This window comes from Acinetobacter sp. Gutcm_16 (genome assembly GCF_028649355.1).
Taxonomy (GTDB): Bacteria; Pseudomonadota; Gammaproteobacteria; order Pseudomonadales; family Moraxellaceae; genus Acinetobacter; species Acinetobacter johnsonii.
Window position 1 is genome coordinate 1 of sequence record NZ_JAQSUV010000011.1, and the last position, 12,996, is coordinate 12,996.

The window sequence follows — 12,996 nt, forward strand, 5'->3', positions numbered from 1 at the left end:
GCATTATGAGTGCGGTGCTCTAACCAACTGAGCTACATAGCCGTAAACTGTGCGCGCATTATGCAAAGTTCAAAGGCAAGCGTCAACCCTTTTTACACACAAATGGTTATTCAATAAACAAATACACTTTAAACTATCAATTTTTCAGCAAACTACTCTTTTTAAACTTATTTTTATACTGCAAGCTATATTTAAGTTAGACATATTTACGAGAAAGATAATGAAAAAGAGAGTCTGTTTTTTCTTTATCCTAAGTACTACAGCATTGAGCAGTTGTCAGCTGATTTCCCCCATGATCACCGACTATAACGGTGTACGGCGTGATGTAGCGACCTATATCAACTCCAACCTATTATTTAGTCTAAAAGATCGAGAAATATTGGTCAACTACACCAAAGGACAACAAAAGATCCTAACGGCAGATCGCTTAGGCCCAACTGCACAGCAAAACTTGGCTTTAGAAAGAGCCGAAGGACGCTACTGTGCAAGTCAGCACATCTCTTTAAAAAAACTCAATTTAGTCGATCATCAAATCTTTGCATTGCCCGAACATCAAGCCAATTGGCAACACATTCAAAAATTACAGATGCAGATCAATTTAACGCCTGAAAACATTAACTGCGAGGGGAAATTTTAAAAGATAAAATATGTCCGCCAGTCACAGCTTTGGTTTAAATATCGAAAAAACGGTGCCGAACCACAAGGCCATTTCAGAAATGGCAAGTAAATAAAGACAGTTTCACAGCCTTTCTTTCCCACAAAAAAAAAGATCATGCTGAGAGCATGATCTATAAAAATGGTGGCTATGACGAGACTTGAACTTGTGACCCCCGCATTATGAGTGCGGTGCTCTAACCAACTGAGCTACATAGCCGTAAACTGTGCGCGCATTATGTGGTTTTCTCACTAGTACGTCAAGTACCTTGCGCGCTTAATTGATCAAAATTTGTTGAAGTGAGCCGATAAGCCGGGTTCTGTCGAGAACGATCATTCCTCTAGGCGTACAATCACTCATACGCTCAAGCGACCTACCCGGATCCAGCATGGGCCATGCCTAAAGGATCCCTATTTGGTCTTGCTTCCGGTGGGGTTTACCATGCCATGAACTGTTACCAGCCATGCGGTGCGCTCTTACCGCACCCTTTCACCCTTACCTCCGATTTCGATTGCTCGAAACCATAATGAAGGCGGTCTACTCTCTGCTGCACTTTCCGTCGGCTCACGCCGCCCAGGCGTTACCTGGCACCTTGCCCTATGAAGCCCGGACTTTCCTCCCCTGCTTCAATCACGGAGATCTCCACAGCAGCGATCGTCTGGCTCACTTCGAGGCGCATAGTATCAAATCTTAGACTTAATTGCTTGCGCTTTTTTGAGCAATTAGTTTTTTATATTTATCCATGAGCTCATCCTCAGTTTCCGCATGATTAGGATCTAGCGGAATACAATCCACTGGACAGAACAATTGACACTGGGGTTTATCATAATGTCCGATACACTCTGTGCATAAGTCTGGATTGATTTCATAAATCAATTCCCCCATGAAAATGGCTTCATTGGGACACACAGGTTCACAAACATCACAATTGATGCATTCATCGGTTATATATAAAGACACGCTACCAACCTTGTTGATGTTTACGTTCAAAAGCAGCGACTACAGCTTGCGGTACAAACTTGGTCACATCACCTTTTAAACGTGCTATTTCACGAATCAACGTCGATGAAATAAATGAATACTGTTCTGACGGCGTTAAAAATACCGCCTCAAAGTGTGAATCAAGTTGACGGTTCATGTTGGCTAACTGGAACTCGTATTCAAAGTCAGACACTGCACGCAATCCTCGCAGTACAGCCGTTGCCTTCTGTTCACGGAAGAAATTTACCAACAAACCATCAAAACCTACAAACTCAACATTATCAAGATGGCTTAATGATGCTTTGGCCAAGCTCACACGCTCTTCTAAACTAAAGAGAGGGTTTTTATGATGACCAATGGCAATGGCTACTACCACTTCATCAAACATACGTGATGCACGTGTGACCAAATCAATATGACCATTGGTAATTGGATCAAAAGTCCCCGGGTAAATGACGCGAGTTTTAGACATCCATTTTTACTCTGTTGATTTTGTAGAGCCATATTTTAGCAAAAACTTGTTTTATAGGTGAAGAAACTCCATAAATTTGAAAAAACTTCACCTTAACCTTGCTTTAAGGCACAATAGGTACATTGTTGGAAGTAATTGATTATGGCGAAAGCAACTGTAGTTAAAAAAAATACCAGCGGGACGATTGCACAGAATAAACGTGCACGTCACGACTATTTTATTGAAGAAAAATTTGAAGCTGGCCTGTCGCTGCAAGGCTGGGAAGTGAAATCATTGCGTGCAGGTCGTATGACGCTGTCTGAGAGTTATATCACCTTTAAAAATGGTGAAGCTTTCCTGTTCGGTGCTCAAATTCAGCCTTTACTCAGTGCATCTACGCACATTGTTCCTGAAGCGACCCGTACCCGTAAGTTACTGTTGAACCGTCGTGAACTGGATAAGTTACTCGGCGCAGTGAATCAAAAAGGTTATTCGTGTGTTCCGCTTGTTGCTTATTGGAAAGGACCACGTGCGAAATTAGAAATCGCTTTAGTGAAAGGCAAACAGCTACATGACAAACGTGCCACGGAAAAAGACCGTGACTGGCAACGTGATAAAGCCCGTATTATGCATAAATAATAAAAAACCTCCTATGTGGAGGTTTTTTATTATTAGAACTGTTAATAGTCAGCTTTTAGCTCAACCAAATATTTTCCAAACTTTCGAGCAGTTTCCAAGTCACCTTCGGGTGGGGTTATTTCAATACTGGCGTTGTCTGACTGAGTCATCAAACCTAAAAAGCTCGACATCCGATTAATATCGTGTTGGCTACGTCCCGTCGGCATAAACGGTAAACCAGCCCACAGCATACCATGCTGCATAGCAAATAAATTAATCTGTTGTAATACCGCCAGTTTATCGCCACTTAAGCCCCCACCATTGGTAAAGCCTGCAGCCAGTTTTCCTTGCCAAGCCCGTGCTAACCAACGCTTAGAGGAATCTTCCATAAACTGCTTAAGCGCTGCGGTAAGACTGCCCATATACGTTGGGCAACCCATCACAATAATATCGGCCTGATCTAACAAGTCCCACTGCACTGCAGCAACAGAAATTAAATGCACATCAGCACCCGCCTGCTCTGCACCTTGTGCAATATACTGAGCGACTTTCGCCGTATGACCATAGGCGCTATGATAAACCACACACACATGAACAGGTGCAGCAGAAACAAGATCAGGTACAGACATGGAAATTTTTAAGACCAAAGAATTGAGTTAAGTTTAACACTTCCACTCGCAGAGTGGGGAGTAAGTGCAAGGATTAAAACAGCCAAGCACTTGATCAAAAACCCAAACTATTGCATAAACACAAAGGTCGCCATACGCCCAGTTTTGGCATGACGGCGATACGAAAAATATTCATCAGACTGGCTAAATGAACACTGATCACCGCCAGAAACCACTTCAACACCATGCTGTTTTAGAATGAATTTTGCAATCGCATACAAGTCAGCATAATATTTTCCAGCTTGCTCAGCTGTTTGAAATGCAGACTCAAGCTCAGCATACTTTGAACAAAAAGCTTCTTTTACTTCCGCCCCAATTTCAAAACAAGGTTGGCTAATAGCTGCGCCCAACCAAGCCCATGTCGGGTGAGTATTCATACTGGCAATGGTATTTTCAATAATGCCATGCGCCAACCCACGCCAACCTGCATGCAAATTGGCCACTTCAGTTCCATCTACATTGCCTAAAACCACGGGCAAACAATCGGCTGTCATCATCATCAGGGCATGCTTCGGGCGCTGCGTCACCAAACCATCCCCTTCTTGAGCATCAAAGTCAATTTGCTCATTCACTACACGGCAAATGGTGCTGTGAGTTTGCGTCATCCATGTGATTTTATCGACCCCATAGCCTGCAAACTCTTCGAGCAAGATCATGCGATGCTGTTGCACACGTGCAGCATCATCCTGTACATGCAAAGCCAAATTAAAGCCTTGTAGTTCTGATTGAGTGGTTTCTAAAGCACGATCATGATGTACACGGGTTTGCCCTACAAAAACACCTGCCGGAAGTCCTTGAACAAATTGCATATATGGTCCTTATGATGATTCAGCTATAACTTAGTAGGCTTTGTTTTCCGTACGGAGTACATCAACCAAGGTCGCCAAGTCTGCTGGCCACGGCGCTTTAAACAACATTTCTTCACCTGTACGTGGGTGTTTCAAACCGAGCTCTGCTGCATGCAAGGCTTGGCGTCTGAAACCACGTAAAGTCTCATCTAAAAGCTCCGATGCACCTGCGGGCACGCGCACACGCGGCATATACACAGGATCGCCAACTAAACCAAAACCAATATAACTAAAATGCACACGAATCTGATGCGTACGTCCAGTTTCAAGACGCGCTTGGATACGGGTGAAATGTTGGAAACGTTCTTTCACGTTGTAGTGTGTTACAGCATCTTTACCGCCCGGCAATACCGCCATTTTGACACGGTCTACAGGGTGACGTTTAATCGGTTCATCCACCGTGCCGCCCGCAATCACATTGCCATACACAATCAGGTCATAAACACGGTAAACCGTTTTTTTTGCCAATTGCTTACTCAGTGAAAATTGCGCTTCTAAATTTTTCGCAACGACCAACAAGCCAGAAGTATCTTTATCAATACGATGTACCAAACCCGCACGGGTCAGTTCTGCCGATTTTGGATAGTGATGCAATAATGCATTTACCAACGTACCCGATGAATTGCCCGCACCTGGGTGAACCACCATCCCAACAGGTTTATTAACGACAATAATGTCCTCATCTTCATAGACAATATCCAGCGGAATGTCTTCAGGCAGACTACGAGTTTGGGCTTCTAACTCAACTTCAAGGGTTAACAGTTCAAATCCTTCACATTTATATTTGGGTTTGACACTGTTACCATTTACCAACAAATGGCCTTCTTTTAGCCACTGTTTGAGTTTTTCACGCGAAAAGTCGCTCCAAATCGTTGCTGCAACTTGGTCTATACGTTGTCCGAGATAAGTTTCATCCAATTGAAATTGCAACGATAAACGTGTTGCAGTAGAGCTTGAAGTATGGTTATCTGCATCCTCAGAATCTTCAAGTAAATTGAAATCGGTTTCAGGGAAATTTGGATCGGAAGATTGTGCTTGAGCCATTTGATCATTCAAATAAAAGTGATTTAATAGCGCAATTGTAGCTCATTGCCCGTATTAACAGAGGAATTTTTATGTCGCTACCACATTATAAAATGACAATGCTTGCTCTAACGATTGGCATTGCATCTGCAATGGTAGGCTGTAGCAGCAATCCCAAGAAAGAAGTGGTAGATACCGGTCCACAATCGAGTGAACAGGTTTATATTCAAAAAGCAGAAAAAGCACTGCAAAGTGGTCAATATACCGACGCTGCAAAACACTTAGAAGCATTAGATACCTATTACCCTACAGGTGAATATGCGCAACAAGCTCAACTAGAGCTGCTCTATGTGAAGTTTCAGCAGAAAGATTATGAAGGTGCGATTGCACTGGCTGATCGTTTCATTCGTTTGAACCCTCAGCATCCAAACGTGGACTATGCCTACTATGTCCGTGGCGTAGCCAATATGGAACAAAACTATGATGGTTTGATTCGTTATACTTCTTTAAAGCAAGCACATCGCGATGTGAGCTATCTTAAAGTGGCGTATCAAAACTTCGTAGACTTTATTCGTCGTTACCCTTCAAGCACTTATGCGGTTGATGCCGCACAGCGCATGAAGTTTATCAGCAATGAGTTGGCTGAAAGCGAAATGAATGCGGCACGTTTTAATATCAAACGTAAAGCATGGGTCGCAGCACTAGAGCGTGCGCAATGGGTGATTGAACATTATCCACAAAGCCCTCAAGTGCCTGAAGCTTTAGCAACTGTTGCTTATTCGTATGACCAATTGGGCGACAAGCAAACTGCGCAACAATATACCGATGTCTTGAAACTAAATTATCCAAATTTAGTGAAATCGAATGGTGAAGTGAACTTACGTGCTGCACGTAAAGAAGCAAGTTGGGTCAACCGTGCGACTTTAGGTGTGTTTGGTCGTGAAGAACAAAACAGTTCTGAAGAAAAAATCGAACAGCCGAAACAAACAACAGAGCGCAGCTTTACCAATCGTGTCAGCTTCGGTTTACTGGATCGTCCTGAAACACAGCAAAACATCACTACTGAAACCGAATAATTCCTCTGAAATATTCGCTATTTTAGAAAGGGCAAGTTATCATACTTGCCCTTTTGTTTTGTGCGATTTCCGCTTGATCAAAACGCCTAAAAGGTATACAAAACAATCTAGATTCGATGGTTTTTTGCATTTTAAAACCTCCATCTCTGCTTCTTTTCACGGTTCAAAACATCAGCGACTGACGATTCGACATGGCTATTCCTCAACACACCATTGACCAAATTTTAGATCGGACCGACATTGTCGACCTGATTGGTCAACGTGTGAAACTTAAAAAGTCAGGTCGTACCTATTCAGGCTGTTGTCCGTTCCATCAAGAAAAATCACCATCTTTTCACGTGTATCGTGACAAACAGTATTTCCACTGTTTTGGTTGTCAGGCCAATGGTAATGCCATTCGTTTTTTAATGGACATCGACAGTCGTAGCTTTATTGATGTGATGAAGGATTTGTCGAGTCAAACAGGCATCGAACTTCCAAAAGACAACCGTGACTCAAAAAAACTGGTGTATAAGCGCGAAGCTAAACCTGTCCAAAAACCACAAGTCGATGTCGCAGAAGCCAAGAAAGCTGAACCAGCTCCAGCACAACCTGAGTTTCAGATTGAGCATGATCCTTTTGCTGAATTTCAGTCCATGGACTACCAAGAGGGTTACGCTGATTTTGATACTTTCGAGGGCTTCAACACTGCCCCCGTTCAAGAAGGTAACTTATACGACCTGTTAGAAAATATTGCGCAATACTATGAGCAACAACTACCGCATAGTCGCTCTGCTCAGCAGTACTTTAAACAGCGTGGTCTCAGTCGAGATACTATTGCATATTGGCGTTTAGGCTATGCACCTGAGGACTGGCAACACTTAGAAAAAGCCTTCCCGCAAGATATCGAAGGCTTAAAACTTCTCGGATTAATTCGTACCAGTGACAATGGTCGTAACTTTGACTTGTTGCGGGATCGTGTCATATTTCCGATTCGCGATGCCAAAGGTCGCGTAGTGGGCTTCGGTGGTCGTGCCCTAAATGACGAAATTAAACCCAAATACATCAACTCACCAGACTCTGAGGTATTTCATAAAAACCAATTACTTTATGGTTTATATGAAGGCCGTAAACAAAAAGCTCAAGACTGGCTGATGGTCGAAGGCTATATGGATGTGATTGCGCTACAGCAGTATGGCATAGCAGGTGCCGTAGCGACCTTAGGAACTGCCAGTAACACCGAACACTTAAATATTCTGTTTAAACAAAACAACCGTATTACCATTGCCTTCGATGGTGACGTGGCTGGACAAAAAGCAGCACGTCGTACTTTAGAAATTGCGCTCCCCTTACTCAATGATGGTCGCGAGCTGAAGTTTTTTGTTTTACCGAATGACCATGACCCAGATTCACTGATTCGTCGCGAAGGTATTGAAAACTTTAATAAACTGCTCCAACAAGCTCCACTGTTGTCAGACTTTGTTTTTGCACATCTGACGCAGAACCATGACATCAGCAGCCCTGAAGGTAAAAGTCAGGTCATGAGTGAGTTACGTCAACTGACGGATTTATTGCCCAAAACAGGCTCTTTCCGTTATTTGCTGAATCAATCCTTCAAAGAAAAACTCGGTTTTGGTCGTCGCTGGACACCTCAAGTCAGCAACGATGCCTCGTTGTCTTTTAATATTCGCACCAAAGATGAAGACTTCGCCCTCGCCGTTCTGATCCATCATCCGTTTTTGTATATTCACTTTGAAACTCTACGCGCCTATTTACCTGAAGATGAACTTTTAGCGCATGTGCTACAAGTCTTAGATGGCATCTTTGATGATTTGCCCGACGACCAAGAACTGGCGACCTATTATGTGCTGGGTGCGTGTAGCCGTTATGCCAACGCAATTGTCGATATTATGCAGCGCACCAATATTGAAGTTCTGACCAAAACACCTGAAATGGCCGACAAACTGGCCAGTGAATATGCTCTCTCGCTTGAAGAAAAATATTTGCGCCAAAAACTAAAAGCGCCTTTAAGCCTGCTTGAATCGCGTAATCTACGTCAAAAACTGAATGAATTGACCAAAAAAATAGGCTTAAGACTGATTACTTAAACCTATTACATTTTTTGGATTTGGATTTACTTTTTAGTTTTACGACGTTTAGCAAAAGTCTCATTTAAACACGTTTGCATTTGTTCAAAATGACTCGGATCTTCAGATTTGGCTGCTTCACGCAGCATAATCGAGGTTGGATGCAGCAACTTCTGCGTCAAACGATGTGCAAACTCTTGCATTACCTGTTCCGCCTTTTCCCCTTTCGCAATTCGTGCCAGCGCTAGATCTAATTCTTCTTGTCTTAGCTGTTCACCTTGCTGACGGTAAGCATGGATGGTTTCACCTGCGAGATTAACCTTCTGCTGGGTCACCAACTCGGTTGCTAGTTGGTTGACCATCACCTCAGCTTCAACCGCCGCCTGACGACGCTGAGCAAGGTTTTCATCAATCACCGACTGCAAGTCATCCACGCCATATAAATAGACGCCATCCAAACTTTCCACTTTCGGGTCTATATCACGCGGAACAGCCAAATCCACCATCAACATTTGTTGATAACGACGCTTTTTTAAAGCAGCTTTGACATCTGGATAATGAATCACTTGATGTAAACTACCGGTACAACTGGAAATGACATCTGCACGCGCTAAGTTATTGGCCAACTGATCAAACTCAATAATTTCAACATCTACACGATGGGCTATTTCTTGAGCCAAAGTTTCAGCCCGTTCACGAGTACGGTTACAAATGAGGATTTTTGCGACTCCCATTTCAGCCAAATGCTTCGCCACCAAGCTATTCATTTCGCCCGCCGCCACCACCATGACCGTCAACTTTTCAGGCTTACTAAACACTTGTAATGCAAGCTGAGCCACCGCGTAGCCCATCGATACGGCATGACTACCTACAGCCGTTTCAGAGCGGACGCGTTTCGCCGCATAGAAGGCATATTCAAAAATTCGGTTTAAATGAGGAGAAACAGTATGAGCAGTCTTCGCTAGAGATAGTGCAGATTTAACCTGCCCCAAAATTTGCGGTTCACCAAGCATGAGTGAATCTAAACCGCTTGCAACACGCATCAAGTGAGTGACAGCCTGCGCATTTTCATAACGGTATACATGATTCAACAATTGTTTAACATCTATGCCATTTGCTTGGGCGAGCCAGTTCAATACCATATCTGAGTTTTCAGACATGGCATACACTTCTGTTCTATTACACGTAGAGACCACCACCATTTCATTTAAGTCTTGGTTTTGGCCTTGTTGCTCAAGCAGTTGCGTTAACTTTTCAGGGTTAAATGCAATTTGCTCACGCAATTCTACGGAGGCGGTTTGATGGTTGACACCCAATGCAAAGAAAGACATATCAGATCATCATTTCGCTAAATTTATGCTATTGTGCAATAACGGTGTCATAAAAAGCATTACTTGGATCAAGAAAAATTGCGTCAAACACATTGCCGACTGAGCGGCGCGAGAATTAAGCAATATTCTACCACATTCTTACTCGTCGGTAGCATGGCATCTAGTGCTCATCTTAGAGCAGCTGGAGATTTTTCGCTATCTAATTATGATGCAATTCAACAAAGTATGATTGCCGAATTTGCACTCACTTACCAAGACAGCGCGACTGCCCTGCACAACTATACTGTGCTGGCGATTAAAAGTAATTCCACCACCATTAAACAGCGCGCTTTAAATATTGCCCTTGAACAAAATGACTTGCATGCCGCACTCGACATTGCAACGCATTGGGTGGTGCAAGAGCCTACCGATGTTCCAGCCTTATTTTATTTGTCGCACATTGCACTCAAAGCACATGAATATGAGCTTGCGGCTGAAACACTCGATAAAATTCTCAATATTGATGCCAATGCCGATTTAGAGCAAATCCTTGCGGGGATTGCCCCTGATGAACCTGAAGATCAAGAAATTCTCATTCAAGCGCTACGTTCGAGTAAGGAGCGGAACAACCCCTCTATTTTGGCGTTGATTGCAGGCTTAGAGGCGCAAAATGGACAGCTTGAGCAAGCCCTAACCACCATCAATAAAGCCCTAAAAAAGCGCGGAAAAGTCACAGGCTACATTCTGATGAAGGCCAACTTACTCAGCGCACTCGGCCAAGAGGAAGAAACCCGTAATTGGTATGCAAAATCAAGTCGTAAACACCGCGACAATGTCGATATCCGTTTAGCCGAAGCCAAATATCTGATTAAAATTAATGCGTCAAATGAAGCCTTAACCAAGCTTGAGAGCCTGATTAAAAAATGGCCTGAACAAGAAGAAGCCTTGTTTATTGCGGGATTAACCAGTATTGACTTAAAGAAGTACGAAAAAGCGGAAAAATATTTGGTTGAACTACGTAATTCGGCTGAATATCAAAATGAAGCCTATTACTATCTTGCGGTAAATGCTGAACGAAAACAGCATTTTGAAACAGCCAAGGCCTACTATCGTCTGGTCGATGGTAGCTTGTATACCGTATCGCGTCGTAGCCTCATCAGTATCTATACCCAGCAAAACAAACCCAATGATGCTTTGCGCTTTTTAACCCAAGAACGGGTGAACTATCCACAACATGCAAGCTTTTTGTATCAGGCGCAAGCCGATATCTTAAAGCGCATGAATAACAAAGCTGCAGCCATGCGACTGTTAGATGAGGCGATTAAAAACTTACCGGATGATCCTGAACTGATCTATTCTGAAGTGCTAATGTTGGATCCACATACGGATAAAGACAAACTAGAGAAGTTGCTGAATCAACTGTTAAGTATCGAGCCCAATAGCCCAACCTATCTCAATGCTTATGCATATACTTTAGCCTTGCAAAACAGACGCTTAGATGATGCACGTAGATTTGTTGAACATGCTTTAGAATATGCCCCTGAACAAGCCTCCATCTTAGACACCTTGGGCTTTATTTGTTACTTACAAAATGACTTTAGCACGTCAGCCAAAGTCTTAGAAAAAGCCTACCTCATCAGTGGTAGTGTCAATATTGGCGTGCGTTATGCGCGTTCAGTTTATATGCTCGGTGATCTGCAAAAATTCTCCACTGTGTTACAACAACTCAAACAAAAACACCCAAATGATCCTCAATTGGATCAACTCAATACTTTATTGTTACCCCAACAACTGAAAAAGAGCTCATAGTTTTTATGCGTATTTTCTCAAATCTGAGCTTAAGCTTACTTGCTGCAAGTAGCTTAGCACTAACAGGCTGTCAACAATTTACTAAACCACAGCTTGATCCAAACACTATACAAACCGAATCTGATCAACAATTTAGCTTACAGGGTAAAATTGGGGTGCGTACGCCTGAACAGACAGGCAGTGCTTTTTTCACATGGGTACAACAGCAACAAGAGTTTGATATTGAGCTCAGTGGAATTTTAGGCGTTGGTAAGACGCAAATTACTGGTCGTCCAGGTGAAGTTAGTCTGAATAGTGCTAAAACTGGCCTCATCCAAGCTGAAACCCCTGAAGAACTTTTAAAAACAGCAACAGGCTGGCAGGCACCCATTACCCATTTAGTCAATTGGGTTCAGGCTAAACCCGCAACAGTTCAAGCACAAATCCAACGTGACAGTGCCAAACGAGCAGTACAGATCACTGAAGATGGTTGGAGTGTTGAGCTGAGCTATAACGAACAAGCCCATATGCCAAATCGGTTGATTTTAAAACAAGCACTTGAAAATGGTGCAGAAAACCGTATTACAATGGTCATTCAAAACCGCTAGTTATCTCGTTATGATCCGTGTCCCTGCCCCATCAAAACTGAATTTGTTTTTACACATTACGGGTCGTCGTGAAAACGGCTACCATGAACTGCAAAGTATTTTCCAGTTGATCGATCTGTGTGATTGGTTAGAGTTTGAACTCCGTACAGATCAAGAGATTCATATTGAAGGCTTAAACAGTGTCGATTTGAGTCAAAATTTGATTTATAAAGCGACACAGATACTTAAGCCGTATGCACAAACAGCTACCGGTTTATCCATTCGTCTTGAAAAAAATATTCCGATGGGTGCAGGCTTAGGTGGTGGTTCATCGGATGCCGCGACGACACTAATCGTGGTCAATCAACTGTGGCAGTGCGGGCTAAATACTGAGCAACTAGCAGACTTGGGTGTTCAGTTAGGCGCAGACGTTCCCATCTTTGTCCATGGTCGCAATGCATGGGCTGAAGGCATAGGTGAGCACTTAACATTCATAGACTTAGATCAAAAACAATACATTGTGTTAAAACCTGATTGTTTTATCAGCACTCAATTGCTTTTTTCACAAAAAACATTGACAAGAAACACGAAGAGCTCTAAATTTTGCGCCTATCAGTTAAAGCCATCTGATTTTGGAAATAATTTTGAGCCTTTGGCAAGAAGTTTATATCCAGAAGTAGATAAAGCAATGCAATATCTCGACCAGTTCGGTATTGCAAAACTTACAGGTACAGGTGCTTGTGTTTTTACTGAAGTAACGAGTGATATGAACATTGATGATGTTCTTGCAAATGCACCATGTAAAGCTTACTTGGTCAACAGCTTGAATGAATCACCAATAAGACATTTCCACGTTACCTGATAGGGGTATCGCCAAGTGGTAAGGCACCGGTTTTTGATATCGGCATCCGTTGGTTCGAATCCA

13 protein-coding genes, 1 tRNA gene and 1 other RNA gene are annotated in these 12,996 nt (G+C 42.9%); 7 read left to right on the forward strand and 8 right to left on the reverse strand.

Going from position 1 to position 12,996, the window contains the following annotated elements; all coding sequences use genetic code 11:
- Nucleotides 1-220 precede the first annotated feature (220 nt).
- Nucleotides 221-637 carry a hypothetical protein gene (locus PTT44_RS00620; protein WP_168158164.1) on the forward strand — a complete coding sequence of 139 codons (417 nt, stop codon included), beginning with the start codon at nucleotides 221-223 and terminating at the stop codon, nucleotides 635-637.
- A gap of 160 nt (nucleotides 638-797) precedes the next feature.
- On the opposite strand, the gene PTT44_RS00625 is transcribed toward PTT44_RS00620, so the two are convergent.
- The 4 genes from PTT44_RS00625 to coaD all read right to left on the reverse strand — a co-directional run bounded on the left by PTT44_RS00625 (nucleotide 798) and on the right by coaD (nucleotide 2,108).
- A tRNA-Met gene (locus PTT44_RS00625) sits at nucleotides 798-874 on the reverse strand.
- Nucleotides 875-947: 73 nt separating this feature from the next.
- An RNA gene (gene rnpB / locus PTT44_RS00630) (RNase P RNA component class A) lies at nucleotides 948-1,325 on the reverse strand.
- A gap of 26 nt (nucleotides 1,326-1,351) precedes the next feature.
- Complete coding sequence (locus PTT44_RS00635; protein ID WP_004695536.1) at nucleotides 1,352-1,615, reverse strand: YfhL family 4Fe-4S dicluster ferredoxin; 264 nt, start codon at nucleotides 1,613-1,615, stop codon at nucleotides 1,352-1,354.
- Nucleotide 1,616: 1 nt separating this feature from the next.
- Nucleotides 1,617-2,108 carry a pantetheine-phosphate adenylyltransferase gene (gene coaD / locus PTT44_RS00640; RefSeq protein ID WP_004695534.1) on the reverse strand — a complete coding sequence of 164 codons (492 nt, stop codon included), beginning with the start codon at nucleotides 2,106-2,108 and terminating at the stop codon, nucleotides 1,617-1,619.
- Nucleotides 2,109-2,249: 141 nt separating this feature from the next.
- On the opposite strand from coaD, the gene smpB reads away from it, so the two are divergent.
- Nucleotides 2,250-2,726: an SsrA-binding protein SmpB gene (smpB, locus tag PTT44_RS00645; protein WP_004695532.1), complete on the forward strand. Its 477-nt coding sequence runs from the start codon at nucleotides 2,250-2,252 to the stop codon at nucleotides 2,724-2,726.
- A gap of 41 nt (nucleotides 2,727-2,767) precedes the next feature.
- Here smpB and PTT44_RS00650 read toward each other — a convergent pair whose 3' ends face one another.
- The 3 genes from PTT44_RS00650 to rluD all read right to left on the reverse strand — a co-directional run bounded on the left by PTT44_RS00650 (nucleotide 2,768) and on the right by rluD (nucleotide 5,265).
- Nucleotides 2,768-3,334, reverse strand: a complete 567-nt coding sequence (locus PTT44_RS00650; RefSeq protein WP_005400401.1) for a flavodoxin family protein — start codon at nucleotides 3,332-3,334, stop codon at nucleotides 2,768-2,770.
- A gap of 107 nt (nucleotides 3,335-3,441) precedes the next feature.
- Complete coding sequence (gene pgeF / locus PTT44_RS00655) at nucleotides 3,442-4,182, reverse strand: peptidoglycan editing factor PgeF (protein ID WP_168158165.1); 741 nt, start codon at nucleotides 4,180-4,182, stop codon at nucleotides 3,442-3,444.
- Between the two features lie 30 nt (nucleotides 4,183-4,212).
- On the reverse strand, nucleotides 4,213-5,265 hold the full coding sequence (gene rluD, locus PTT44_RS00660) for a 23S rRNA pseudouridine(1911/1915/1917) synthase RluD (RefSeq protein WP_168158166.1): 1,053 nt from the start codon (nucleotides 5,263-5,265) through the stop codon (nucleotides 4,213-4,215).
- A 71-nt stretch (nucleotides 5,266-5,336) separates the two neighbouring features.
- Here rluD and PTT44_RS00665 point away from each other — a divergent pair, with 71 nt between their 5' ends.
- Together PTT44_RS00665 and PTT44_RS00670 are read left to right on the forward strand one after the other, a co-directional pair.
- Nucleotides 5,337-6,320: an outer membrane protein assembly factor BamD gene (locus tag PTT44_RS00665; RefSeq protein ID WP_168158167.1), complete on the forward strand. Its 984-nt coding sequence runs from the start codon at nucleotides 5,337-5,339 to the stop codon at nucleotides 6,318-6,320.
- Between the two features lie 191 nt (nucleotides 6,321-6,511).
- On the forward strand, nucleotides 6,512-8,407 hold the full coding sequence (locus PTT44_RS00670; RefSeq protein ID WP_168158168.1) for a DNA primase: 1,896 nt from the start codon (nucleotides 6,512-6,514) through the stop codon (nucleotides 8,405-8,407).
- A 26-nt stretch (nucleotides 8,408-8,433) separates the two neighbouring features.
- Here the strand turns inward: PTT44_RS00670 and hemA are convergent, their stop codons facing one another.
- Nucleotides 8,434-9,717 carry a glutamyl-tRNA reductase gene (hemA, locus tag PTT44_RS00675; RefSeq protein ID WP_168158169.1) on the reverse strand — a complete coding sequence of 428 codons (1,284 nt, stop codon included), beginning with the start codon at nucleotides 9,715-9,717 and terminating at the stop codon, nucleotides 8,434-8,436.
- A gap of 78 nt (nucleotides 9,718-9,795) precedes the next feature.
- On the opposite strand from hemA, the gene PTT44_RS00680 reads away from it, so the two are divergent.
- The 3 genes from PTT44_RS00680 to ispE are packed head-to-tail and all read left to right on the forward strand — an operon-like array spanning nucleotide 9,796 to nucleotide 12,933.
- The gene (locus PTT44_RS00680) at nucleotides 9,796-11,505 is read left to right on the forward strand and encodes a tetratricopeptide repeat protein (RefSeq protein ID WP_168158170.1); all 1,710 of its coding nucleotides are present in this window, start codon (nucleotides 9,796-9,798) and stop codon (nucleotides 11,503-11,505) included.
- A 5-nt stretch (nucleotides 11,506-11,510) separates the two neighbouring features.
- The gene (gene lolB, locus PTT44_RS00685; RefSeq protein WP_168158171.1) at nucleotides 11,511-12,092 is read left to right on the forward strand and encodes a lipoprotein insertase outer membrane protein LolB; all 582 of its coding nucleotides are present in this window, start codon (nucleotides 11,511-11,513) and stop codon (nucleotides 12,090-12,092) included.
- Nucleotides 12,093-12,102: 10 nt separating this feature from the next.
- Nucleotides 12,103-12,933 (forward strand): 4-(cytidine 5'-diphospho)-2-C-methyl-D-erythritol kinase, encoded by an 831-nt coding sequence (ispE, locus tag PTT44_RS00690; RefSeq protein WP_168158303.1) that lies wholly within the window; start codon nucleotides 12,103-12,105, stop codon nucleotides 12,931-12,933.
- The last annotated feature ends 63 nt before the right edge of the window (nucleotides 12,934-12,996 follow it).

Bases quoted from the DNA above. Each gene is read 5' to 3' on its own strand.
- lolB (WP_168158171.1), top strand. From the start codon at position 11,511: ATGCGTATTTTCTCAAATCTGAGCTTAAGCTTACTTGCTGCAAGTAGC.
- coaD (WP_004695534.1), bottom strand. From the start codon at position 2,108: ATGTCTAAAACTCGCGTCATTTACCCGGGGACTTTTGATCCAATTACC.
- smpB (WP_004695532.1), top strand. From the start codon at position 2,250: ATGGCGAAAGCAACTGTAGTTAAAAAAAATACCAGCGGGACGATTGCA.
- PTT44_RS00670 (WP_168158168.1), top strand. From the start codon at position 6,512: ATGGCTATTCCTCAACACACCATTGACCAAATTTTAGATCGGACCGAC.
- PTT44_RS00620 (WP_168158164.1), top strand. From the start codon at position 221: ATGAAAAAGAGAGTCTGTTTTTTCTTTATCCTAAGTACTACAGCATTG.
- PTT44_RS00665 (WP_168158167.1), top strand. From the start codon at position 5,337: ATGTCGCTACCACATTATAAAATGACAATGCTTGCTCTAACGATTGGC.
- PTT44_RS00650 (WP_005400401.1), bottom strand. From the start codon at position 3,334: ATGTCTGTACCTGATCTTGTTTCTGCTGCACCTGTTCATGTGTGTGTG.
- rluD (WP_168158166.1), bottom strand. From the start codon at position 5,265: ATGGCTCAAGCACAATCTTCCGATCCAAATTTCCCTGAAACCGATTTC.
- pgeF (WP_168158165.1), bottom strand. From the start codon at position 4,182: ATGCAATTTGTTCAAGGACTTCCGGCAGGTGTTTTTGTAGGGCAAACC.
- hemA (WP_168158169.1), bottom strand. From the start codon at position 9,717: ATGTCTTTCTTTGCATTGGGTGTCAACCATCAAACCGCCTCCGTAGAA.
- ispE (WP_168158303.1), top strand. From the start codon at position 12,103: ATGATCCGTGTCCCTGCCCCATCAAAACTGAATTTGTTTTTACACATT.